This window comes from Streptomyces yaizuensis (assembly GCF_034961445.1).
Classification (GTDB): domain Bacteria; phylum Actinomycetota; class Actinomycetes; order Streptomycetales; family Streptomycetaceae; genus Streptomyces; species Streptomyces yaizuensis.
Genome location: NZ_BSBI01000002.1, coordinates 491367 through 515390, shown reverse-complemented (window position 1 = coordinate 515390; position 24024 = coordinate 491367). Strand labels below are relative to the sequence as shown.

Here is a 24024-nt window from a genome sequence, read left to right as displayed (position 1 = left end):
CGCACCGGGTGCAGCAGTATGGCGAGTTCAGGATCCGAGAGTCCGGGACCGGGACCGGGACGGCACAGGGACGCCCGTGCCGTCCCCGCCGCCCTCCTTGCGCCGATAGCATCCGTCGCATCCGGCGCGGTCAGGAGCCGGCGCGGCCCGCCAGCTCCCGGAAGTCCACCGTCTGTGACGCCGGCGGCCGCTCCGCCGAGACCTTCGCCCCGTAGTCGCTGTAGTAGACCGTGCTGTCGAAGCGGCCGTTCTTCATCTCGCCGCTCTCCACCTTCTTCACCGGAAGGCTGTCCTTGTCGATCCAGACGTCGACCTGCTGGGCGGTGATCCCGGCGGCGTCGAGCTGCTTCCTGAACGCCTCCAGCTGGGCCGCGTCCAGCTTGCTGTTGGCCGCGGACAGCTCGGCCACGTCCACCGTGCCCGAGTAGTGCGTGGCCTGGACGCCGCGTATCTTCTCCTGGCCGACCTTCCGCACATCTCCCGAGGCGAGCAGCGCCTTGACCGCCTGCTGCGGGGTGCTGTTCTGGAGCTGGTCCTTCAGCACGCTGCCGGCCGGGCCCGCCAGCTTCGCCAGGTCGTCGTACGAGTAGCTGATCCAGCTCTTGCCGGCGAGCCGGCGGGCGGCCGCCTCCCCCATGTTCACCGCGTAGCCGTCCTTGAAGTACCGCGCCTGCATCGGGCCGCTCACGCCGGACGCCTGCATGGACCGGGCCATCGAACCACCGGTGTAGGTGATCTCCATCGAGCCGGTCAGACCGTCGCTCCAGCCGAGGACGCCGGTCTGCTCCAGCGACATCAGATCGCCCATCTCGGTGCTGCCCTCGATCCTGGCGGACCGGGCCTCGCCCGTCTTCGCCTGCACCTCGCGGAGGGCGGCGATCGGGTCCAGCTTCAGCACCGTGCCCTCCCCGCCCTTCTTGCCCTCCGCGTCACCGTCGGAGCCGCCGCACGCGGCCACGGAGGTGAGAGCCGCCGCCACCGCGACGGACACGGACAGGACGCGAACAGCCTTGCGATTCATGATCAGTTGATCCCCTCGTCGTATGCCCCCACGCTAACGCCGGCCACTGACAGCGCGGGGTCCCAGGCCATGGGACGCCCGGTCCCGCGGCACCGGCAAGGGATGGCGGAGGGGTGTTACGGGACCGGCACGGCCCCGGCACGAGGCACGGACGGAGCGTCGGACGGCCAACAGCCGCGGCGCCGTGCTGGTCCTCTCCGGTCCGCTCCGCGAGGATGCGTGGGATGAGGGTCGACCGAAGGTGCGAGATGTGCGGGAACGGGCTGCCGGGGCGGGGCGACCGGGGCGGCCGGCCGGCCCTGTACTGCTCGGGTGTCTGTCGTCAGCGGGCCTTCCGCCGCCGGGCCGCCGTCACCACGCCCGATCCCGCGGCGGAGTCCTTACCGGACCCCACGGCGGAACCAGCGCGCCGCGGCCGTCCCGGAGTCGAGCGTTCCGGCGAGAGCGGCGGGTCCCGGGGGCCCGCCGACACCAGACCCGCCCGCGCCCCGCACGGCGGGGATCCGGCCCGTTCCCGGTACGCCGCGGAACCCCCCGCCCGGACCCCCGCCACCCACCCCGTCCGCCCGCTGCCCGGCTTCGCACCGCCCCGCCCCCTGGACTCGTTCGTCGGCCGCCGCCGCGAACTCGCCCGGCTGCGGACCCTCGTACGGACCGCCCGGCTGCTCACGCTCACCGGCCCCGGCGGCATCGGCAAGACCCGGCTCGCGCTGGAGTTCGCCGCCTCCTGCCGGGGGCACACCCGGCTCGCCGAGCTGGACTCCGTCGCCTCCGCCGACGAACTCCCCCGGGCCATCGCCGCCTCCCTCGGGGTGGGCGAACGCGGCGGGCGCAGTTGCGCCGACGCCCTCGCCCACGCCATCGGCGAACACCGGGTCCTGCTCGTCCTCGACAACTGCGAACACCTGGCCGAGGCCTGCGCCCGGCTCGTGGCACTGCTCCTGGGACGCTGTCCCCGGCTGCGCGTTCTGGCCACCAGCCGGGAGGTGCTGCGGGTGCCGGGCGAGGTGGTGTTCCGGCTGGGCGAGCTGGCCCTGGAGCCCGCGGGGCCCGGGCTGGACGCCGACGCCGTACGCCTCTTCAGAGAGCGCGCGGCCGAGCGCGCCCCCGGCCCGTACGACAACGACAACGACAACACCGGCAACACCGATCACACCGACGCCGGCACCGTCGCCGAGATCTGCCGTCGGCTCGACGGCCTGCCGCTCGCCATCGAACTGGCCGCCCGCCGCGCCGGTGTCCTGCCGCCGCACGAGATCCTGACCGGGCTCGACGACTCGCTGGCCCTGCTCTCCGACGGCAGCCGCTCCGGCCCCGGCCGCCACCGCGAGCTGTCCGCAGCGATCGACTGGAGCCACCGGCTGCTCGACCGGCGGGAACAGGAGCTGTTCCGCCGGCTCTCCGTCCTGGCGGGCGGCTTCGACGCGGACGCCGCCGCTGCCGTGCACCCGCCGCTGCCGCCCTCCGAGGACACCGGCCGCCCGGAGGAGGGCCGGGCGGACGTGCTGCGGACCCTGTGCGCGCTGGAGGCGAAGTCGCTGGTGGTCAGGGTGGCCGGGGAGGGCGGTGCCGCGGGACCCGCCCGGTTCAGGCAGCTGAGCACGATCCGCGCGTACGGGCTCGCCCGGCTCACCGCCGCCGGGGAGTCCCGTGCCACCTGGCTCCGGGCGGTCGACCGGCTGACCGGACTGGTCGGCTCCGGCGCGGCGCAGGTCTTCCCCGACCACTCCCCCGGGCCCGCGACCCGGGAGCGGGAGAACCTCGCCGCCGCCGTCGCGTACACCACCGCCCACGACGGCACCCCCCACCCCCGGCTCGCGCTCGAACTCGCCCGGATCCACTTCCAGCAGGAGCAGCCGACCGCCGCGCGCGCCCTGCTGACGGGCTCGGGGCTGCTGTCGCCCGGCTCGCCGTACGAGGGTGAGGCGCTGGCCCTCGCCGCCCGGCTCGCCTGCCAGCAGCGGGACGCCGGGGCCGCGCTCCGCGCCGCCGGGCGGGCGGTGGCCGTGGCCCGCGCGGACGGTGATCCGGCGCTGCTCACCAACGCGCTGGACGCGCGGGCCGCCGCCCGGGTCTGCGGGGGTGCCTTCACCGACGCGGTCACGGACTTCGCCGCGTGCCTGGACGTCGTCGCCACGCTCGACCGCCCCGCCGACGAGGCCTGGTGCCGGCACCATCTCGCCTGGGCCCTGCTGCACACGGGCGCCTTCGCCGAGGCCGACGCCCTGATGGTCCGGTGTCTGCCGGTACTGCTCGAACAGCCCCTCCCGTGCAAGGCGTCGGCGGCGCTGCACACCGCCGGTGCGATCCGGCTGGAACTGGGCGATCCGGCGGGGGCCCGGGACCTGTTCGCACAGTCGCTGCGGCGGGTGCCCGAACTGAGCCGGCACTCGCTCTACCCGCTGGAGGGCCTGGCGGTGGTGGCGGCGCGACAGGGCGCGACACAGCGGTCGTTACGGCTGTTCTCGGCCGCGTCGGCCGCCCGTGACCGGCTGGACACCGAGTCGGAGGACGCCTGGCGGCTGCTGGTCGGGACGACGGCCGCGCGGGCGGAGGCGACGCTGCTCCCGGCGGCCCGGGAGCGGGCCCGCGCGGGCGGCCGCCGGCTGCGCTGGCCCCAGCTCCGCACGTACGCGCTGGGCGAGGACCCCGGCCCGGCGGAACCCAGCGACTCCACAGGCACCGCGGGCGATGCCTCCGGACAGCGGCTGACCGGCCGGGAGAACGCCGTCGCGCTGCTGATCGCCGAGGGTCTGACCAACCGGGAGATCGCCGGACGGCTCGGCATCTCCCCGAGCACCGTGGCCACCCATCTCAACCACATCCGCGACAAGCTCGGCATCCGGTCCCGTACCCGGATCGCCCTCTGGGTCACCCGGGGTCGCACCGCGCCGCCGGCCGTCTTCTGACCGGATCGGAACTCGACAAGCCGGGGCCGCCCCGCCACGCTGCTTAGCGGCAGTCGGGGGGCTGCCCGAGGGGGCCCCAGCTCCCGAGGGGGATCGCAGCTTTCGGGACGGCCCGCACCGGCTCGTTCATCAGCTCTCTTCATCGGCTCAGCGCGTGCAGCAGCACCCGGGGCGCCTCCGCGCGCCCGGGTCCGTGGGTTCCGTTCCCGAACCGGAAAGCAGGGCAGCCGTATTGCGTCCTCCACACCGCAGGACCGACCGCAGGACAGACCACAGGACCAGCCGTAACACCAGCGGCAACACCAGCCGTCGGATCACCGGTCGCCTCGCCCGGCGCATCGCCCGGCTGTTCGGCGGGCCGGCCCCCACCGGCGGGCCCCGCAGGGCGGGCAGGCTCGTCGCGCTCGCCGCCGCCACCGCCGTCCTCGTCGTCACACCGGGTCTCGCGGGTACGGCCACGGCGGCCCCCGCGCCGCCCGGCCCCGCACCGCGGACCGCCGCGGGCGCCGACACCCGTGCCGTGCCGCTGTGGGGCTCCTCCATCGCGGTCGCCCGCAACGCCGACGGCCGGCTCCAGATCTTCGGCACCAACAGCGCCGACCAGGTCTGGACCCGCGCGCAGACCTCCCCGGGCGGCCCGCTCTCCGGCTGGACCCTGTTCGACGGGGCCCTGCGCGCCGTCGCGGCGGAGACCAACGCCGACGGCCGGATCGAACTGTTCGGTGTGAACGGCGCGGGCCAGATCTGGCACCGCTGGCAGACGTCGCCGGGCGGCGCCTGGTCGGGCTGGCAGCAGATCCCCGGCGCGCTCACCTCGATCGCGGCGGCCCGCAACGCGGACGGCCGGCTCCAGATCTTCGGCGCGAACAGCGCCGGGGACGTCTGGACCCGCTGGCAGACCTCGGCGGGCGGCGGCTGGAGCGACTGGCTCCGGCTCGACGGCGGGCTGACGCAGGTCGCGGCCGAGACCAACGCCGACGGCCGGATCCAGCTGTACGGCGTGAACAGCGCGGGCCAGATCTGGCACCGCTATCAGATCTGGCCAGGCGGCGACTGGGGTGGCTGGGACCAGATCCCCGGTTCCCTGAACTCGATCGCCGCGGCGCGCAATGCGGACGGCCGACTGGAATTCTTCGGCAGCAACGCCAGCGACGCGATCTACGCCAACTGGCAGCAGTGGCGGGGCGGCCCGCCGGCCGGCTGGCAGCAGCTCGACGGCGCGCTGACGCAGGTCGCGTCGGAGACCAACGCGGACGGCCGCGTCGAGCTGTTCGGCGTGAACCGGGGCGGGCAGATCTACCACCGCGCCCAGTCGTCCCCGGGCGGCAGCTGGACCCCCTGGGTCCGGATCGACGGCGGCCTCAGGCCCTGAGACCCGGTGAGCCCGGTAAGCCCGGTAGATCCGTAACGCCCGTAAGCCCGTGGGCCCGTAGGCCCGTAGGCCCGTAGGCCCGTAGGCCCGTAACGACGAACCACACGCACACCGGACCCCCGGCGCGCGGCGGCCCCCGCCCCGCTCCGGGGGTCCTCGCCCGTCCGGGGCGCCTCCGGGAGCCCGTCCGGGCCCCCGGTTTCGTCACGCGCTCGCGTCACCCCGTACCCGACCGGTCATCTGATCGATCCGCTGTCGCACCCCGGAAGCCATGCTGACGGTGCAGGGCGCCCCGGGCCGTGCGTCCCGGTCCGGGGTGTACCTGTCCGGATCCGCCGGCATCCCGCCGGACCACCGGATCCATGCAGGTGTTCCCCCTCCACCGCCCCTCGACGAACGAGGAGACCCCGCATGCGCGACGACCACCCCGAGAGCCCTCAGGGAGCCGCCGTTCCCCGGCGGCCCGGCTCCCGCAGATCCTTCCTCCGAACCGGCTCGTTCACGGTGACCGCCGCCGCCCTCGGCACGGCCGGGGCGTCCGCCGCCCTCACCGCGCCGGCCTCGGCGGTGCCGATGACCGCCGTGGAGTCGGCCCGGCTGGCCGGCCGCCCCATCGCCCTCACCCCCGCCTGCGACGGCCACGAGACGCCCGCCGCGATGGAGGGGCCGCTCTTCAAGCCCGAGTCCCCGGAACGGACCGACCTGGTGACCCCCGGGGTCACGGGCGTCGGACTGGAGCTGACCGGCACGGTCTACGACACCACCTGCCGCCCGCTGCCCGGCACCCTGATCGAGTTCTGGCAGTGCGACCAGAACGGCGACTACGACACCATCGGCTTCTCGCTCCGGGGCCACCAGTACACCAACGGCCGCGGCGCCTTCCGGCTGCGCACGATCGTCCCCCGCGACTACACCGGCCGCTGGGGCACCCGCGCCCCGCACATCCACACCCAGGTGCAGACCCCCGGCGGCCCGGTGCTGATCACCCAGCTCTACTTCCCGGACGACACCCGGGCGTACGGGAGGGACTTCGCCCGCCTGAACGCGAGCGACGGGCTCATCAACCGCGCCTGCACCATCGCGCTCACCCGCACCACGGAAGGCTCGTACAACGGCGCCTTCGACTTCGTCGTCAAGACCACGGCCCCGTAGCCGGCCCGGCAGAGGAGAACGAAACCGTGATCGTGAAGACGAGAAGGACACCCACGGCGCGCACCGCGCGCACGGCGTGGCAGCGGATCCGTGCCGGCCACACGCCGCACCGGCCGGTGCTGGTCACCGCCGTCCTGACCTCGGCGGCGATAGCCGTCGGCGGGGTGGTCGCCGTCGGCGGCCCGGAGCGGGACCCGGCCCGCACCCAGGTGGCCGCCGCCCCGCTGCCCCTCAAGGGGCCCTGGCGGTCGACGGCGGTCCCCGTGGCCAAGGGCGATCTGACCGCCGTGGCCGGGCTGGACGGCCGCAATGTCTGGGCGGTCGGCTACCGGCTGGTCGGCGACTCGGGCGGGGAGCCGCTGGCCCTGCGCTGGAACGGCAGCTCGTGGCAGGAGGAGTCGAAACTGCCCGCGGGCAGCTGGCCGCAGACCCTGGCGGTACGCGCCGCCGACGACATCTGGGCGGCCGGTACCGACACCGCGCACTGGGACGGCACCGCGTGGACCAGCCGCCCCCTGGCGGCCGACCCGGCCGGCCGGGTGGTCCCGGACGCGCTGGCGCTCTCCCCCGACGGCTCGGTCTGGGTGGCCGGCCGCGCGGCGGCGGGCGCCGTCAAGAACGGCGTACCCGCCATCCAGCGCTGGGACGGCACCGCCTGGCAGCGCCAGCCCCTGCCGGACGTCGGCCGGGGCGAGCTGTCGGCGGTGACGGTCGTGGCGGCGGACGACATCTGGGCCGTGGGTGCCGCATACGCCCCCGGCGGCGGCAGGCAGTCGGCGCTGGCGCTGCACTGGAACGGTGAGAGCTGGCGCCGGGTCCCCCTCCCGGCGGCCGCGGCGGAGCACCGCTGGTTCGGCGCGGTCACGGCGGTCCGGCCCGGGGAGGTCTGGGCGGTCGGCGGCGCGGTGACGGCCGGTGCGGGAGGCGGGTCGGAGCGTCCGTACACCGCCCGGTGGGACGGCAGGAAGTGGACCGAGCCCACCGCCCCGAAGGCCGCCGACGGGCGGCTGCGGTCGGTGACACGGACCTCGGACGGCACGCTGTGGGCGGCCGGCGGCAAGGGAACGGCCTCGTTGCTGCTGCGCTGGGACGGCGGTGACCGGCGCTGGGAGAGGGCCGCCGACCCCGGTGTGGTGGTCCGGTCGGTCACGGCGGTGCCCGGCAGCCGGAGTCTGTGGACGGTGGGCATCGCCGCCTCGGGCGACATGATCCCGGCGGCGGCCCGGCTCCCCCGCTGACCCCGGCCCCCTGACCCCGCCACGCGGCCCCGCACGGCCGAGCGCGACCGTACGCAGTTGTGAATTGACATCCTCCCCGCCCTCAAGGACGGGGATTCCTAGCTCACTTCGGCTGACCCTTAGCAGGGAGCAGCGCTTACAAGATCGGCACTAGCCGGGTTGAGACCAGCCCGGACGAGCATCACGCGGGCGGAGTTCTTGTCCCTGGGGGACACGGTTCCGCACGCGGTGCACGTGTACGTTCTCTCGGAGAGGGGAAGGCGGTGCTTGGCTCTCGCTCCGCAGTGCGCGCAGTCCATGGTGGTGTGCGCGGGGTTGACCAGGTGCACGGTGCGCCCGTGTTTGCGGGCCATCTCGACCAGGGCGGTCTTGGTGGCGCCGATCGCGGCGTCGGCGGCCTTGCGGGCCATCGTGGATTTCGCCAGGAAGCGGGGACGGAAGTCCTCCACGGCGAGGTGATCGAAGTCGCGGACGACGGCCTTGGCCCACTTGCGGCCGGTGTCGGTCCGCTGCCGGGTGATCTTTTTGTGCATCTTCGCCGCCGCCCGGCGGGCCTTCTTGTATCCCTTGGTGTCGGGCCGGTTCTTCGGGGTCCGGCGGCGGGCCATCTGCCGCTGGTAGTGCGCCAGCTTCACGGCGGCCGTCTTCCCGTGCGCGGCGTGGGAGAGGTCGTGGGTGTCGCTGGTGGTGGTCGCGGTCTCCTTCACGCCCCAGTCGATACCGATCACCGAACCGGTCTCCGGCAGGGCCTCGGTCACCGTGGGGACGACGAACGAGCAGTACCAGTGTCCGAGACTGTCCCGGTACACCCGCACCGACGACGGCGGCCCGGGCAGCTCCCGCGACCACACCACCGTCAAGACGATCCCACCGGCCAGGCGCAGCCGGCCGTCCTTCAGCCGGAACCCGCGCTGCGTGTAGTTCAGCGTGGGCGGCGCCTTGCGCTTCGTCTTGATGCGGGGCATCCCGGCGCGCTGCCGCATCGGCACCTTTGCCTGGATGTCCTTCAGCGCCTTCGCCCTCGACCTCGCGAAGTCCCGGATGATCTGCTGCTGCGGAACCGAACTGCCCGTCCGCAGCCAGGCCATCGCCCCGCGGGCCTCCGTCAACAACCTGTCCAGCTGCGCCGGCCCACACGTGGAATTCTCCGTGGTGGCCTTGTTCGCCAGGTGGACCTTGCGAGACATCGACACGCACTCGTTCCACACCCAACGACACCGCGCCCACTCGGCTTCGAGCCGGGCAAGCGCGGTCGACGACACGCGCAGCCGGAACGTGTACCGGGCACGCCCGGCCACACTTCCGGATACCGCTGCCGTCGTCATAATCCGCAACCTAACAGCCGCCACTGACAACGGAAGAGAGTGCGGGTCAGAGCAGATACGAAGAGAACTCCGGCGCTTCGCGCCTCCGCGCCAAGGACCCATTCCTCCCCGCCCTAAAGGAAGGGGCCTCCTGGGAGAATTCCGGTGAAGGGGCCCCCGGACCGATTCCCGGTCCGGGGGCCCGCTGTCACTTCGCTTCGGCGCCGCCCGGGGCGGTGTCGGGCTTCTGCTCCGCCCGCTCGCGCATCCGGCGCAGCAGCTCCGCCTTCTGCTCGGCCGCGCTCTTGCGGTCGGCCTGACCGGCGGGTCCATGACCCTGCTGATCGCCTCGGGACAGCTTCTTGCGCTGCCCTCCGACGCCGAGCAGGTTGTTACGGCTCTTGGCCACGGGGCTCTCCCATCGTGGTGAGAAGTGACTGGGGGTTCGTCGGACGAGGGCGGCCGGGGGGCCGCCGCTCTCTCACTCGTAGAACTGGAAGAACGCGTACATGCCGGAGACGGTACGCGGCCGGGCCCAGGACCGCACACGATTTTCGCGGCGGGTGCACCGAGAACGCCGGGAGGCCGGCCGGGCGATGTGCCCGGCCGGCCTCCCGGTCGCGCTCTACGAGGTGGTCGTACGGAGAGGGCTAGCAGCCCAGCAGCCGCGCGCCCAGGTAGGACTGGATCTGGTCCAGGGAGACGCGCTCCTGCTTCATGGTGTCGCGCTCGCGCACGGTCACGGCGTTGTCGTCGAGGGTGTCGAAGTCGACCGTGACACAGAACGGCGTGCCGATCTCGTCCTGGCGGCGGTAGCGGCGGCCGATGGCGCCGGCGTCGTCGAACTCGATGTTCCAGTGCTGGCGCAGGTCGGCCGCCAGCCCCTTGGCCTTCGGCGAGAGCTGCGGGTTGCGGGAGAGCGGCAGCACCGCGACCTTGACCGGCGCGAGGCGCGGGTCGAGGCGCATCACGGTGCGCTTCTCCATGACGCCCTTGGCGTTCGGGGCCTCGTCCTCGTTGTAGGCGTCGAGGAGGAACGCCAGCATCGCGCGGCCGACACCGGCGGCGGGCTCGATGACGTACGGCGTCCAGCGCTCACCGGCCTCCTGGTCGAAGTACGACAGGTCGTGGCCGGACGCCTTGGAGTGCGCGCCGAGGTCGTAGTCGGTGCGGTTGGCGACACCCTCCAGCTCGCCCCACTCGTTGCCGCCGAACTGGAAGCGGTACTCGATGTCGGCGGTCCGCTTCGAGTAGTGGGACAGCTTCTCCTTGGGGTGCTCGTACCAGCGCATGTTCTCTTCGCGCATGCCAAGGCCGGTGTACCAGTTCCACCGCTGGTCCATCCAGTACTGCTGCCAGTGCTCGTCCTCGCCCGGCTTGACGAAGAACTCCATCTCCATCTGCTCGAACTCGCGGGTCCGGAAGATGAAGTTGCCGGGCGTGATCTCGTTACGGAACGACTTGCCCATCTGGGCGATGCCGAACGGGGGCTTCTTGCGCGAAGTGTTCTGCACCTGGCTGAAGTTGGTGAAGATGCCCTGCGCGGTCTCGGGCCGCAGGTACGCGATCGAGCCGGAGTCGGCGGTCGGGCCGAGGTGGGTGGAGAGCAGGCCGGAGAACTGCTTCGGGTCGGTGAAGGTGCCCTTGTTGCCGCAGTTGGGGCAGTTCAGGTCGGCGAGGCCGTTCTCGGGGGCGCGGCCGTTGTGCTTCTCCTCGTACGCCTCGATCAGGTGGTCGGCGCGGTAGCGCTTGTGGCAGGAGGTGCACTCGGTGAGCGGGTCGGTGAAGGTGGCGACATGGCCGGACGCCTCCCAGACCTCGCTGGCCAGGATGACCGACGAGTCGAGTCCGACGACGTCCTCGCGGGAGGTGACCATGTAGCGCCACCACTGGCGCTTGAGGTTCTCCTTCAGCTCGACGCCCAGCGGCCCGTAGTCCCAGGCGGCACGCTGACCGCCGTAGATCTCACTGCACGGGTAGACGAAGCCACGGCGCTTGCTGAGGCTGACGATGGTCTCGATCTTGTCGGCGGCCACGGTGCTCTCTTCATTGACGACGGCGAACGGCGATTGATTCAGGTTACCGGCGCGCGTACCCCTCGGACCAAATCGATTGCCCGGGCAAAGGACGGCGTTTGCCCTGCTGGTGCGGGAGAGGGGGGTGAGGAGGGCCGGGGAGGGCCCACGGCACCCGCCCGGGGGCTTGACAGCCAGCTTGTTGACAATCGTTTCCACTTTTGTTGAAAATGACTGTCATGAACGTACGACGTCACATACGCACCACCGTCACCGCCGGGGCGCTCGCCCTCGGTCTGGCGGCGGTCTCCGCCTGCTCGCTCACGGACGGCGGCGACGGCCGGGAGGGCGGGAAGCTCAAGGTGACGGCGTCGTTCTATCCGATGACCTTCCTCGCCGAGCGGGTCGGCGGCGATCATGTGACGGTCTCCACCCTGACCAAGCCGGGTGTCGAGCCGCACGATCTTGAGCTCAAGCCGCGGCAGACCGCCGAGCTGGGCGAATCGGGCTACATCCTCTATCTCAAGGGCATCCAGCCCACCGTGGACAAGGCCATCGAGCAGTCGGGCGTGGAGCACACGACGGACGCGGCGACGCTGACGAGGGCGGAACCGGGCCCGGGTCCGACCCCTGCCGGAACCGCCAGGCCCATCAGTCCTGCCAAGCCCATCAGTCCCGCCAAGCCCGCCAAGCCTGCCCAGGGTGGTGCGAGCGGCCAGGACGACCACCGTGCCGACCACAGCGACCACGGGGACCACGGTGATCACGGCGACGGCCACGAGGACCACGGCGACGGCCACGGGAGCCACGACGGCCACGAGGAGACCCCCGCGACCGAGAAGAGCCCTGCGGTCGAGAAGAGCCCCGCCGCCGAGAAGACCCCCGCCGCCGAGGACCGCCAGGAGGGCCAGGACAGCCACGACAGTCACGACGGCCACGACCACGGCAGCGGCGGCGGCGACCCCCACCTCTGGCTCGACCCGGCGAAGTACGCGGACATGGCCCGGGGCGTCGGCGAAGCCCTCGCCGAGGCCGACCCCGCCAACGCGGACGACTTCCGCCGCAACGCGGCCACCCTCGCCGGTGAGCTGGCCCGGCTCGACACCGACTTCCGCGAGGGCCTCAGCTCCACCGGCACCAGGACCTTCATCACCACCCACGCCGCCTTCGGCCACCTCGCCGGGCGCTACGGCCTGATCCAGGAGGGCATCTCCGGCCTCAGCCCCGACGCCGAGCCCAGCCCCGCCCGGATCAAGCAGCTCCAGACCATCGCCGAGGAGGACAAGGTCACCACCGTCTTCTTCGAGACCCTGGCCAGCGACCGGACGGCGAAGACGGTGGCCTCCGACGCCGGGCTGCGGACCGCCGTCCTCGACCCCCTCGAAGGGATCACGGACAAGTCCCCCGGCTCGGACTACCTCGAAGTGATGCGCGCCAACCTGGCCGCGCTCCAGAAGGCGCTGGGGGCGAAGTGACCACGACGACCACCCAGCGGCGACCGGAGACCACCGTGAGCGACCGGACCATGGAGCAGCCCGTCATATCCCTCCGGGGGGCGCGGGCCTCCCTCGGCTCCCGCCCGGTCCTCCGCGGGATCGATCTGACCATCACCTCCGGCGAGGTCGTGGCCCTGCTCGGCGCCAACGGCTCCGGCAAGTCGACCGCCGTACGCTCCGTGATCGGACAGGTGCCCCTCACCGGCGGTGAGGTCTCCCTCTTCGGTACGCCGCTGCGCCGCTTCCGCCAGTGGCACCGGGTCGGGTACGTGCCCCAGCGGACCACCGCCGCGAGCGGGGTGCCCGCGACCATCCGGGAGGTCGTCTCCTCGGGCCGGCTCTCGCGCGCCCGCTTCGGCCTGTTCTCGCGGGCCGACCGGGCCGCCGTGGACCGGGCGATCGACCTGGTGGGCCTCGCCGACCGGGCCGGGGACCCCGTCGACGCCCTCTCCGGCGGCCAGCACCAGCGGGTGCTGATCGCCCGCGCGCTCGCCGCCGAACCCGAGCTGCTGATCATGGACGAGCCGATGGCCGGCGTCGACCTGGCCAGCCAGGAGGTCCTGGCCGAGACCCTGCGGGAGCAGGTGGCGGCCGGGACGACGGTCCTGCTCGTCCTGCACGAGCTGGGCGCCGTGGAGCCGCTGATCGACCGGGCCGTGGTGCTCCGCGACGGCTGCGTCGTCCACGACGGGCCGCCGCCCGAGGCCGTGGGCCAGCACGCGCTGCCCGGCCACGACCACGTGCACCCCCACGCCACGGGCGAGCCGCTCCGTACCGGACTGCTCACCTGACGACCGGCTCCCCCTTCGCCCCCCGGACCGACCGACGGACTGACGGACTGACGACATGGACATTCTCGAAACGGCCTTCATGCAGCGGGCCCTGCTCGCCGCGCTGCTCGTCGGCGTCACCGCGCCCGCCATCGGCATCTATCTGGTGCAGCGCCGCCAGGCCCTGCTGGGCGACGGCATCGGCCATGTCGCCATGACCGGCGTCGGTCTCGGCTTCCTGCTCTCCACCAACCCCATCTGGATGGCGACGCTCGTCTCCGTCGCGGGCGCGGTGACCATGGAGCTGATCAGGACGTACGGGCGCACCCGCGGCGATCTCGCGCTGGCGATGCTCTTCTACGGCGGCATGGCGGGCGGTGTGCTGCTCGTGAACGTCTCCGACACCGGCTCCACCGGCGATCTCGGCTCCTTCCTCTTCGGCTCGCTCTCCACCGTCTCCGATTCGGACCTGCTGGCGATCACCCTGCTCGCGGGCTTCGTCCTGCTGGTCACGGTGGGGCTGCGCAAGCAGCTCTTCGCCGTCAGCCAGGACGAGGAGTTCGCCCGGGTCACCGGTCTGCCGGTGCGGGCGCTCAATCTGCTGATCGCCGTGACCGCCGCGGTCACCGTCTCGGTCGCCATGCGGGTGGTGGGGCTGCTGCTGGTCAGCGCCCTGATGGTGGTCCCGGTGGCGGCGGCCCAGCAGATCTCCCGCTCCTTCCGGGTGACCTTCGCGCTGGCCGTGGGGATCGGGATCACGGTGGCCCTCGCGGGCACCGGCACCTCGTACTACCAGGACGTCCCCCCGGGCGCGACGATCGTGCTGCTCGCCATCGGGATCTTCGTCCTGCTGGCGGTGGTGGCCGGGCCGCTCGCCCGGTACCGGGCCCGGCGGGCCGAGGCCCCCGGGGGCACGGAGGTCCGGCCGGGCGAGTGCGCGGCCGCGGTGCCGGGCGCGCGCGGGTCGGCGGACGACGTACGGGTCTGACGGGCCGGCCTGGCAGAATTGGCCCCGAGAAGGTTCGGTGGGGGGCTAAGCGAGGAGGCACCTGTGGCGTCGGCGCCCAGCGGAGAGAACACCGTCCCTGTGCGGGGCCGGTCGACCCGGCAGCGTGCCGCGGTGGCGGCCGCGCTCGACGAGGTGGACGAGTTCCGCAGCGCACAGGAGCTGCACGACATGCTGAAGCACCAGGGCGCCTCGGTGGGGCTGACCACGGTCTACCGCACGCTCCAGTCGCTGGCGGAGGCCGGCGAGGTCGACGTGCTGCGGACCAACGACGGGGAGTCGGTCTACCGCCGCTGCTCCACCGACGACCACCACCACCATCTGGTCTGCCGGATCTGCGGCAAGGCCGTCGAGGTCGAGGGCCCGGCCGTGGAGCAGTGGGCGGAGACGGTCGCGGCGGCCCACGGCTTCGTGAACGTCGCCCACACCGTGGAGATCTTCGGTACGTGCGCGGAGTGCGCCGCGAAGTGCTGACGGGCCCGACGCGACCGGCCGGCTGACCGGGCCGGCCCGATCCGCCCGATCGCCCGACCGGACGGCCCGACCGGACGGCCCGACCGGACGGCCCGACCGGACGGCCCGACCGGACGGTGACCCCCGCGGGTCACCGTCCCCGGCAGGTGCTACTGCTCGACCTGGTTGGGGATGGCCCCGCCGAAGCGCCGGTCCCGCTTGGCGTACTCCAGGCAGGCCCGCCACAGGTCACGGCGGTCGAAGTCGGGCCAGAGCACGTCCTGGAAGACCATCTCGGCGTAGCTGCTCTGCCAGATCAGATAGTTGGACGTGCGCTGCTCGCCGCTGGGGCGCAGGAAGAGGTCCACATCCGGCATGTCCGGGTAGTACAGGTACTTCTGGAACGTCCGCTCGTTGACCTTCGCCGGGTCGAGCCGGCCGGCCGCGACCTCCTGGGCGATCCGCTGGGCGGCGTCGGCGATCTCGGCGCGGCCGCCGTAGTTGACGCAGAAGTACAGCGTCATGGCGTCGTTGCCCTTGGTCATCTCCTGGGCGACCTGGAGTTCCTGGACGACCGACTTCCACAGCTTCGGCATCCGGCCGACCCAGCGGATCCGGATGCCCATCTCGTTCATCTCGTCCCGGCGGCGGCGGATGACATCGCGGTTGAAGTTCATCAGGAACCGGACCTCGTCGGGCGAGCGCTTCCAGTTCTCGGTGGAGAAGGCGTAGAGGGACAGGTTGTTGACACCCATCTCCAGGCAGCCCTTGAGCACGTCGAGCACGACGCCCTCGCCGATCTTGTGACCCTCGGTGCGGGGCAGTCCGCGCTCCTTGGCCCAGCGGCCGTTGCCGTCCATCACACAGGCGACATGGTTCGGGACGAGTTCGCCGGGGATCTTCGGCGGCTGCTCGCCGGAGGGATGCGGGTCCGGGGTCCGGTACTCGCGGCGGGACCGGCCGAGCATTCCGCGTCGTGCCATGCGGCTCACATCTCCTAGCTGAATTCTTTACTTCTCGACGTACCGGAGCGATCGCAGACCGCGCTCCAGGTGCCAGTGCAGATACGCGGACACCAGCCCGCTGCCCTCTCTGACATGACGCGCCTCGCACGCCTTCGCCGCAGGCCAGTCCCCGGTCAGCAGCGCACTGAGCAGTGCGACGGCCTCGGCTGAGGGTACGACGCTACCGGGGACGCGGCAGTCCCCGCATATGACTCCCCCGGCGGCGACCGAGAAGAAGCGGTTGGGCCCCGTCAGACCGCACTTGGCGCAGTCGTCAAAGCTGGGCGCGTAGCCGTTCACGGCGAGGGAGCGCAGGAGGAACGCGTCCAGGATGAGGTGGGGCGGGTGCTCCCCCTGGGAGAGCGCCCGCAGCCCGCCGACGAGGAGCAGGTACTGCTGTACGGCGGGCTCGCCCTCGTGGTCGGTGAAGCGCTCGGCGGTCTCCAGCATGACGGTGCCCGCCGTGTAGCGGGCGTAGTCGGTGACGATGCCGCCCCCGTAGGGCGCGATCGTCTCGCTCTGGGTGCACAGCGGCAGCCCGCGGCCGATCAGCTCGCTGCCCCGGGCGAAGAACTGCACGTCGACATGGGAGAACGGCTCCAGCCGGGCCCCGAATCGGGACTTGGTGCGGCGCACCCCGCGGGCGACGGCCCGGACCCGGCCGTGGCCGCGGGTGAGCAGCGTGATGATGCGGTCGGCCTCGCCCAGCTTCTGGGTGCGCAGGACGACGCCGTCATCACGGAACAGGCTCATGGGCCCATTCTCCCGCACCCGTGCCCCCGCCCCGCACCCGACGGCCCGGTCGCGGGCCCTGCCGGCCGCCGCCGGGATCCGGGCCGCCCCGGTCCGTACGGGTCCGGCCCGATCGGCGGGTACGGCCCGGGGCTCCCCCTCGTACCGGACTCCGGTTCCAGCGGCGGACGGCGGGGGGTGAACACGCCCTCCTGTCCAGGGGTTCGATGAGTCGTACATGTCACATACATCGGGGGCAACCCCACTGGCGGCGGCAGAGTCCGTACGGGCGTACGCGGTGAAGATCCAGGGGAGGACATACATGCGCAGAACGCTCGTAGGGGCCGTGGGACTGGCTCTGGTCATGGGCACGGTCACGGTCGGCGGCGCCACGGCGGTCGAGGCCGACACCCCGCGGAAGGGCTCGGCGGGGGCGACGGCGGACATCAAGTCGCGGCTGCTCGCGATACCCGGGATGACGTTCATCAGCGAGGAGCAGGTCGGTCAGCACCGCTTCTTCACGCTGAGCTACGCCCAGCCGGTCGACCACACGAACCCCCGGAAGGGCACCTTCCAGCAGCGGTTCTCGCTGCTGCACAAGGACGTCAGCCGCCCGACCGTCTTCCACACCTCGGGCTACTACCTGTGGCCGAACCCGGAGCGCTCCGAGCCGGCCCGGCTGATCGACGGCAACGAGATCTCCCTGGAGCATCGTTTCTTCGCCCCCTCGTCCCCGGCGTCGCCGGACTGGTCGAAGCTGAACATCCGGCAGGCCGCCGCCGACCAGCACCGGCTGTTCACCGCGCTGAAGAAGATCTACGCGAAGAAGTGGCTCTCCACGGGCGCCTCCAAGGGCGGCATGACGGCCACGTACTACGAGCGCTTCCACCCGAACGACATGGACGGTGTCGTCGCGTACGTCGCGCCCAACGATGTGAACAACAAGGAGGACTCGGCCTACGACCGCTTCTTCCGGACCGTCGGGACCACGGAGTGCCGCACCAGGCTCCAGGGTCTGGAGCGCGAGGGGCTGATCCGGCGCACGCCGCTGGTGGAGAAGCTGGCGCAGCAGGCCGCGCGGGACGGCATCACCTTCGAGCGGCTCGGTGGGGTCGAGCAGGCGTACGAGAGCGCCGTCGCCGGTCTGTCCTGGGGCTTCTGGCAGTACGCGGGTGACGCCGGCTGTGCGGCCGTGCCCGCCGACGCGAAGAAGCTCAGCGACGCGGAGCTGTTCACGGCCCTCAACGAGCTGGGCGGCTTCTACGGCGGCGGCGACGCCAGCCTGGCCGATTTCCAGCCGTACTACTACCAGGCCGGCACCGAGCTGGGCTCGCCGTCCGTGAAGACGCCGAAGCACCTCAAGGGGCTGCTGAAGTACCCGGAGACGGGTCCGCGCGACTATGTCGACCCGAGCATCCCGATGGCGTTCAAGCCCCGGGCGATGGCGGACATCGACCGCTGGGTGCGGCACAACGCGGACCGGATGCTCTTCGTCAACGGCGAGTGGGACCCGTGGGCCGCCGAGCCCTTCCGCCTCGGCGCGGGCTCGCGCGACAGCCTCGTGCTGACCGTGCCGAAGGCGTCGCACATGGCGGACATCGCGGGTCTGCCCGAGAAGCAGCGGGCGCTGGCGACCGCCCGGATCCAGCGGTGGGCCGGGGTCGCCCCGAGCGCCGTGCGCGAGGACCCGTCGAAGGCGAAGCCGCTGGCCCGCTTCGATGTCCGGCTGGACACGAACGACAGCCGCGAGGAGCGGGTGCAGCGGATGCTCCCGCCGCGCTGACGCCTCTCCCGGCCGTGCGGTGATCCAGGAGGCGGGCCGGACAGCGGCCCGCCTCCCCCGGGTCAGGGGGAAAGGGTGCGGGCGGTCGACAGCAGCCGGTCGGTGTCGTCCGGGTGCAGCTGGAGCGCGGCGCCCACGGTGGCCAGCACCTCGCGCTCGGGCGGGCTGTAGGGGCCGTCCGCGAGGGCGATCCGGGCGCCCTGGAGCAGGATCGATTCCCGGCCCGCCGGGGCCAGGTGCGGCGCGAGCGGTTCCAGGGCCTCGTGCAGTTCGATCGCGAGCGCCGCGCCGTAGGGGCCGACGTCGGTGACGAAGCGGCCGGTGTCCGCGGCCAGGGCCTCGATCAACCCGGTGAGCTGGTCCTCGGTGCAGTCGTGGAGTCCGGCGGCGCGGACCGTGGCGACCGCCGTCTCCCGGACCGGGCGGGAGGAGGTGCCGCCGGAGGCGAGGACGGCGAGGGCGACGGTGTGCACGGCGTCGCGGAGCATCGCGGAGAAGCGGGCCGTCGTGGGGTGGTCCAGCGCGTCCGTGCCGAAGTGCCCCTGGCAGGCGGCGCACTCGACCACGGGGCCCGTGGCCCCCCGGGGCAGCAGCGGCACCCCGAGCAGGGTGAATCGGCGACGCCCGGTGCGACGGCGGTAGTTGCGGTCGCCGCCGCAATCGGGACAGAAGAACTCGCCGTCCCCCACTGTGTTCCATGACGTATGAATGCCGCAGACCATCAGCTTTCGGCCAAACATACCCCGGTCTGCGTGCACCGTGACCTCCGTGACGCTCCAGCAACCAACCCCGCGTTGACGTGATGTTAGCCACATGCCCCACGTGCCGTCAGCACCACGGCGGCCCGACGCCCGCACATGGCCGATTACTCCCCCTGGCCAAGCCGCCGGCGGGTGTGCCCCGAAACGGCCGAAAAGCCCCGGGAAACGGAGCGCCCCCGGGGCCGTCCGCAGGGGACGGGCCGCCGGGGGCGGTGGTGGCGCGGTGCGCGCCCGGGTCAGCGGGCCGCGCGGTTGACGGCCGAGACGACCGCCTTGAGCGAGGCCCTGGTGGTGTTGGCGTCGATGCCGATGCCCCACAGGACCTTGCCGTCGATCGCGCACTCGATGTACGACGCGGCCTGCGCGGAGGCCCCCTCGCTCATGGTGTGCTCGGTGTAGTCCAGCAGCCGTACATCCATCCCGACGGCGTTCAGCGCGTCGAAGAAGGCGGAGATCGGACCATTGCCCGTACCGGTCAGTACGGTGTCGGTTCCGTCGATGACGGCGTCGACGGTCAGCGTGTCGACCCCGTCGGTATCGGCGGTCGACTGCCCGGAGCGCAGCTGGATCCGGCCCCACGGGTTCTCCGGGTTGGGCAGGTACTCGTCCTGGAAGACGGCCCAGATGGCCGCCGGGGTGACCTCGCCGCCCTCGGTGTCCGTCTTGGCCTGGATGATCCGGGAGAACTCGATCTGCATCCGGCGCGGCAGATCCAGCTTGTGGTCGTTCTTCAGGACGTAGGCGATACCGCCCTTGCCGGACTGGGAGTTGACCCGGATGACCGCCTCGTAGGAGCGGCCCACGTCCTTCGGGTCGATCGGCAGATACGGAACGTTCCACTCGATGTCGTCCACCGTGGTGCCGGCGGCGGCCGCGTCCGCCTCCAGGGCCTCGAAGCCCTTCTTGATGGCGTCCTGGTGGGAGCCGGAGAAGGCGGTGTAGACCAGGTCGCCCGCGTAGGGGTGGCGCGGGTGGACCTCCATCTGGTTGCAGTACTCGCTGGTCCGGCGGATCTCGTCGATCTGGGAGAAGTCGATCTGGGGGTCGACGCCCTGCGAGAACAGGTTCATGCCGAGGGTCACCAGGTCGACATTGCCGGTGCGCTCGCCCTGGCCGAAGAGGCAGCCCTCGATCCGGTCCGCGCCGGCCATGACGGCCAGCTCGGCCGCCGCCACCGCCGTGCCCCGGTCGTTGTGCGGATGCACGGAGAGGCAGACGAACTCCCGGCGGGACAGGTTCCGCGACATCCACTCGAAGCGGTCCGCGTGCGTGGACGGCGTGGAGCGCTCGACCGTCGCGGGCAGATTCAGGATGATCTCGCGGCCGGCCTCCGGCTGCCAGACGTCCATGACGCCCTCGCAGACCTCCAGCGCGAAGTCCAGCTCGGTGTCGGTGAAGATCTCCGGGCTGTACTGGTAGCCGAAGACGGTCTCGGGGCCCAGCAGCTTCTCCGCGTACTCCATCACCAGCCGGGTGCCGTCCACCGCGATCTGCTTGACCTGCTCCTTCGAGCCGCGGAAGACGACCCGGCGGAAGGTGGGGGCGGTGGCGTTGTACAGGTGGACCGTGGCCCGGTGGGCGCCGCGCAGCGACTCGACCGTGCGCTCGATCAGCTCCTCGCGGGCCTGGGTGAGGACGGAGATGGTCACGTCCTCGGGGATCAGCCCCTCCTCGATGATGGAGCGGACGAACGCGAAGTCGGTCTCGCCGGAGGAGGGGAAGCCGACCTCGATCTCCTTGTAGCCCATGCGGACCAGCAGCTCGAACATCTCGCGCTTGCGGGCCGGGGACATCGGGTCGATCAGCGCCTGGTTGCCGTCGCGCAGATCGGTCGAGAGCCAGCGGGGCGCCTGGGTGATCCGCCGGCCGGGCCAGGTGCGGTCGGGGATGTCGACGGCCTCGAAGGGGCGGTACTTGCGGATCGGCATCCCGGACGGGCGCTGGGTGTGGGTCGCGTTGGTGACGGGGGTGGCGCGGCCGACGCGGTACTCGGCATCGGCGGTCACGACGGCCTCACTGGCCTCGGCGGGCTTGGCGGGCTTGGCGGGCGCAACGGAATCAGTCATGGACGGGGGGCTCCTCGGGTTCCGGCGGTGATCTGGCGACTGCCACGCCCCCGGCGGCGCCACACGGGGCGGCGGGGGCGATGGGTCGAGGCCGACGGAGTCGAGCAGCACCAGAACCCGCGGGGAGGGGGTCGGCCTACGACTACAGGCCCTCGCCGCGGCGGCTAAGAAGAAGCAGCCCGAAGTACATGATGGGCCGAAGCCTAACCGAGGTTCCCGGGGTACGCGCCCGGCATTTCACTATGCGGGACGCGTCATGGTTACGCGGCGGACGCGCCGGGCCGCCCCGCGCATCGGACTCCTCCCGTCACCCGGCCCCCACCAGCCCCACCGACCTCTCCGTCACTACCGTTTCGCCGCCCCTCCGGCCGGCGCCCCCGCCGTCCCCCCGGCGCGTCGAGGCCGTCACCCCGGCGCGTCAAGCCGGAACACCCGACTCACTCCATATCGGTAATCAGCGTGACTTCTCGCGACAATGCCATCACGCAGTGCCACATTGCGGGAATGGCGAACTTCCACCCCACGTTCTGCACGATCATCCCGCCCCACGTCCTCGACAAGGTCGCGACCTCCGGGGACCCCGATCTCGCACCCGTCGCCCGCCACACCCTGGAGACGGACGCCAAGCAGCGCACGCGCCGGCAGCTGAACATCGCCCTCGGCGTCCCGGACGAGGTCTCCGTCATCAAGGGCAGCGGCCCCACCGACCACCCGACCCGGTCGATCCACGACTGCCACAGCACCACCGCGCTGCCGGGGGTCAAGGTCCGCGGCGAAGGCGAGGACCCCGGCCGGGACGCCACCGTCAACCGCGTCTACTCCGGCCTCGGCGCCACCTTCGAGCTGCTGCTCGCGAGCTACGGCCGCAGCTCCCTGGACGGCGAGGGGCTGCCCCTGGTCGCCAGCGTCCACTACGGCAGGAACTACTCCAACGCCTTCTGGAACGGTCAGCAGATGGTCTTCGGCGACGGGGACGGGGAGGTCTTCGTCGACTTCTCCAACTCCGTCGACGTCATCGCCCACGAGCTGGCCCACGGCCTGACCCAGTACACCGCCAACCTCACCTACTACGGGCAGCCGGGCGCGCTCAACGAGTCCGTGTCGGACGTGATCGGGTCGCTGGTCAAGCAGTACGTCCTCGGCCAGAGTGCCGACCAGGCCGACTGGCTGCTCGGCGCCGAGATCCTGGGGCCGCGCGTCAACGGGGTCGCGCTGCGCAGCCTCAAGGCGCCCGGCACCGCGTACGACGACGAGATCCTGGGCAAGGACCCGCAGCCCGCCACGATGGACAAGTACGTCCGTACCGGCCGGGACAACGGCGGGGTGCACATCAACTCCGGCATCCCCAACCACGCCTTCTACCTGGCCGCCACCGAACTCGGCGGCAAGTCGTGGGAGCGGGCCGGGCAGATCTGGTTCGACACGCTGACCGGCGGCGAACTGCCCGACTACGCCGACTTCGGGGAGTTCGCGCAGCTGACCCTGAAGGCGGCCCGGGAGCGCTACGGTGACGGCGAGGAGCTCCAGGCCGTCCAGAAGGCGTGGCAGACGGTGAAGGTGCCGACCGGCTGACCCCGGCGGGTACCGACCGCGCCGGGCCCGTCCGCACGGGCGGTCCCGGCCGGCCCGGCGGACCGGGCGGCCGGACGCACAGGACAACGAGTGGGAGCGAGACCCCCAGCCATGCGTATCGAGGTGACCCGGACCGGCGGCTTCGCCGGGATCGAGCGGCACGCCGGGATCGACACCGACGACCTGCCCGACACGGCCGATCCGGCCGGCTGGCGGGAGCTGGCCGGGCGGGTCGTGACCGGCGCCGGGGCCGTCCCGCCCCGGGGGGTCCCCGACGGCTTCGGCTACGAGATCACCGTGGACGGCCGCACCGTGTACTGCGCCGAACCGGACATCAGCGACGACCAGCGCGAACTGATCTCCCGCGTGCTGCGCACCGGGGCCTGACCCCTTCGGCGCACAGGACTCAGAAGCCGAGGCGGCGCAGCTGCTTCGGGTCGCGCTGCCAGTCCTTGGCGACCTTCACATGCAGGTCGAGGAAGACCGGCGTACCGAGCAGCGCCTCGATCTGCTGCCGGGACTTCACTCCGACCTCCTTGAGCCGCTTGCCCTTGGGGCCGATGACGATCCCCTTCTGGCTGGGCCGCTCGATGTAGACGTAGGCGTGGATGTCCAGCAGCGGCTTGTCCGCCGGGCGGTCCTCGCGCGGCAGCATCTCCTCGACCACGACGGCGATGGAGTGCGGCAGCTCGTCCCGGACGCCCTCCAGCGCGGCCTCCCGGATCAGCTCGGCCACCATGACCTGCTCGGGCTCGTCGGTGAGGTCGCCCTCGGGGTAGAGCGGCGGGCCCTCGGGCAGCAGCGGGATCAGCAGATCCGCGACGAGCTGCACCTGCTGGTCGCCGACCACCGAGACCGGGATGATCTCGGCCCATTCGAAGCCCAGCTCCTGGGCGAGGCGGTCGACGGCGATCAGCTGCTCGGCGAGGGTCTTGGAGTCGACCAGGTCGGTCTTGGTGACGATCGCGACCTTGGGGCTCTTCTTGATCCCCGCCAGCTCCTTGGCGATGAAGCGGTCGCCGGGGCCCAGCTTCTGGTCGGCGGGCAGACAGAAGCCGATGACGTCGACCTCGGCCCAGGTGGTGCGGACCACGTCGTTGAGCCGCTCGCCCAGGAGGGTGCGCGGCTTGTGCAGGCCGGGGGTGTCGACCAGGATCAGCTGCGCGTCGGGGCGGTGCACGATGCCGCGCACGGTGTGCCGGGTGGTCTGGGGCCGGTTGGAGGTGATCGCCACCTTCTGGCCGACCAGAGCGTTCGTCAGGGTGGACTTGCCCGCGTTGGGGCGGCCTACGAAGCAGGCGAAGCCCGACCGGTGGGGGACGGGCTCGGAGGACTGGGTGCGAACGCTCATGCCGCCCATTCTCCCTGAT

Annotated in this window: 20 protein-coding genes; 11 read left to right on the top strand and 9 right to left on the bottom strand. The window is 72.2% G+C overall.

Going from position 1 to position 24024, the window contains the following annotated elements; translation table 11 throughout:
• Positions 1-130: 130 nt before the first annotated feature.
• A complete protein-coding gene (locus SYYSPA8_RS06010) occupies positions 131-1021 on the bottom strand; it encodes a hypothetical protein (RefSeq protein ID WP_323445889.1) in 891 nt (296 codons plus the stop codon).
• Positions 1022-1245: 224 nt separating this feature from the next.
• On the opposite strand from SYYSPA8_RS06010, the gene SYYSPA8_RS06005 reads away from it, so the two are divergent.
• The 4 genes from SYYSPA8_RS06005 to SYYSPA8_RS05990 all read left to right on the top strand — a co-directional run bounded on the left by SYYSPA8_RS06005 (position 1246) and on the right by SYYSPA8_RS05990 (position 7692).
• A complete protein-coding gene (locus SYYSPA8_RS06005) occupies positions 1246-3930 on the top strand; it encodes an ATP-binding protein (RefSeq protein ID WP_323445888.1) in 2685 nt (894 codons plus the stop codon).
• A gap of 232 nt (positions 3931-4162) precedes the next feature.
• Positions 4163-5302: a tectonin domain-containing protein gene (locus SYYSPA8_RS06000; RefSeq protein ID WP_323445887.1), complete on the top strand. Its 1140-nt coding sequence runs from the start codon at positions 4163-4165 to the stop codon at positions 5300-5302.
• A 411-nt stretch (positions 5303-5713) separates the two neighbouring features.
• A complete protein-coding gene (locus SYYSPA8_RS05995) occupies positions 5714-6454 on the top strand; it encodes a dioxygenase family protein (RefSeq protein WP_323445886.1) in 741 nt (246 codons plus the stop codon).
• A 26-nt stretch (positions 6455-6480) separates the two neighbouring features.
• Positions 6481-7692, top strand: a complete 1212-nt coding sequence (locus tag SYYSPA8_RS05990) for a hypothetical protein (protein ID WP_323445885.1) — start codon at positions 6481-6483, stop codon at positions 7690-7692.
• A 119-nt stretch (positions 7693-7811) separates the two neighbouring features.
• On the opposite strand, the gene SYYSPA8_RS05985 is transcribed toward SYYSPA8_RS05990, so the two are convergent.
• The 3 genes from SYYSPA8_RS05985 to SYYSPA8_RS05975 form a co-directional block, all read right to left on the bottom strand.
• Positions 7812-9017, bottom strand: a complete 1206-nt coding sequence (locus SYYSPA8_RS05985) for an RNA-guided endonuclease InsQ/TnpB family protein (RefSeq protein ID WP_323445884.1) — start codon at positions 9015-9017, stop codon at positions 7812-7814.
• A 187-nt stretch (positions 9018-9204) separates the two neighbouring features.
• Positions 9205-9405, bottom strand: coding sequence for a DUF6243 family protein (locus tag SYYSPA8_RS05980; RefSeq protein WP_323445883.1), 201 nt, complete (start codon positions 9403-9405; stop codon positions 9205-9207).
• A 241-nt stretch (positions 9406-9646) separates the two neighbouring features.
• Positions 9647-11032 (bottom strand): glycine--tRNA ligase, encoded by a 1386-nt coding sequence (locus SYYSPA8_RS05975; protein WP_323445882.1) that lies wholly within the window; start codon positions 11030-11032, stop codon positions 9647-9649.
• Between the two features lie 218 nt (positions 11033-11250).
• Here SYYSPA8_RS05975 and SYYSPA8_RS05970 point away from each other — a divergent pair, with 218 nt between their 5' ends.
• From SYYSPA8_RS05970 to SYYSPA8_RS05955, 4 genes are all read left to right on the top strand, one after another.
• Positions 11251-12486 (top strand): metal ABC transporter substrate-binding protein, encoded by a 1236-nt coding sequence (locus tag SYYSPA8_RS05970; RefSeq protein WP_323445881.1) that lies wholly within the window; start codon positions 11251-11253, stop codon positions 12484-12486.
• A gap of 50 nt (positions 12487-12536) precedes the next feature.
• The gene (locus SYYSPA8_RS05965; protein WP_323446324.1) at positions 12537-13298 is read left to right on the top strand and encodes a metal ABC transporter ATP-binding protein; all 762 of its coding nucleotides are present in this window, start codon (positions 12537-12539) and stop codon (positions 13296-13298) included.
• A gap of 55 nt (positions 13299-13353) precedes the next feature.
• Positions 13354-14265 (top strand): metal ABC transporter permease, encoded by a 912-nt coding sequence (locus tag SYYSPA8_RS05960; protein WP_323445880.1) that lies wholly within the window; start codon positions 13354-13356, stop codon positions 14263-14265.
• Positions 14266-14328: 63 nt separating this feature from the next.
• Positions 14329-14757, top strand: coding sequence for a Fur family transcriptional regulator (locus tag SYYSPA8_RS05955; RefSeq protein ID WP_323445879.1), 429 nt, complete (start codon positions 14329-14331; stop codon positions 14755-14757).
• A 149-nt stretch (positions 14758-14906) separates the two neighbouring features.
• Here SYYSPA8_RS05955 and SYYSPA8_RS05950 read toward each other — a convergent pair whose 3' ends face one another.
• Positions 14907-15719, bottom strand: coding sequence for an isoprenyl transferase (locus SYYSPA8_RS05950; RefSeq protein WP_323445878.1), 813 nt, complete (start codon positions 15717-15719; stop codon positions 14907-14909).
• Positions 15720-15746: 27 nt separating this feature from the next.
• Positions 15747-16493 carry a DNA repair protein RecO gene (recO, locus tag SYYSPA8_RS05945; RefSeq protein ID WP_323445877.1) on the bottom strand — a complete coding sequence of 249 codons (747 nt, stop codon included), beginning with the start codon at positions 16491-16493 and terminating at the stop codon, positions 15747-15749.
• A gap of 301 nt (positions 16494-16794) precedes the next feature.
• Between recO and SYYSPA8_RS05940 the strand changes: the two genes are divergently transcribed.
• The gene (locus SYYSPA8_RS05940; RefSeq protein WP_323445876.1) at positions 16795-18255 is read left to right on the top strand and encodes a S28 family serine protease; all 1461 of its coding nucleotides are present in this window, start codon (positions 16795-16797) and stop codon (positions 18253-18255) included.
• Positions 18256-18317: 62 nt separating this feature from the next.
• Here SYYSPA8_RS05940 and SYYSPA8_RS05935 read toward each other — a convergent pair whose 3' ends face one another.
• Together SYYSPA8_RS05935 and leuA are read right to left on the bottom strand one after the other, a co-directional pair.
• Entirely contained in the window at positions 18318-18995 is a 678-nt protein-coding gene (locus SYYSPA8_RS05935) for a tellurite resistance TerB family protein (RefSeq protein WP_323445875.1), read from the bottom strand.
• A gap of 257 nt (positions 18996-19252) precedes the next feature.
• Positions 19253-21082 (bottom strand): 2-isopropylmalate synthase, encoded by a 1830-nt coding sequence (gene leuA, locus SYYSPA8_RS05930; protein WP_407705910.1) that lies wholly within the window; start codon positions 21080-21082, stop codon positions 19253-19255.
• A 504-nt stretch (positions 21083-21586) separates the two neighbouring features.
• Here leuA and SYYSPA8_RS05925 point away from each other — a divergent pair.
• Both SYYSPA8_RS05925 and SYYSPA8_RS05920 read left to right on the top strand, forming a co-directional pair.
• Positions 21587-22654, top strand: a complete 1068-nt coding sequence (locus tag SYYSPA8_RS05925) for a M4 family metallopeptidase (protein WP_323445874.1) — start codon at positions 21587-21589, stop codon at positions 22652-22654.
• A gap of 111 nt (positions 22655-22765) precedes the next feature.
• Positions 22766-23041 (top strand): protealysin inhibitor emfourin, encoded by a 276-nt coding sequence (locus SYYSPA8_RS05920; RefSeq protein ID WP_323445873.1) that lies wholly within the window; start codon positions 22766-22768, stop codon positions 23039-23041.
• Positions 23042-23060: 19 nt separating this feature from the next.
• Here the strand turns inward: SYYSPA8_RS05920 and era are convergent, their stop codons facing one another.
• Positions 23061-24014: a GTPase Era gene (era, locus tag SYYSPA8_RS05915; protein WP_323445872.1), complete on the bottom strand. Its 954-nt coding sequence runs from the start codon at positions 24012-24014 to the stop codon at positions 23061-23063.
• Between the last annotated feature and the right edge of the window lie 10 nt (positions 24015-24024).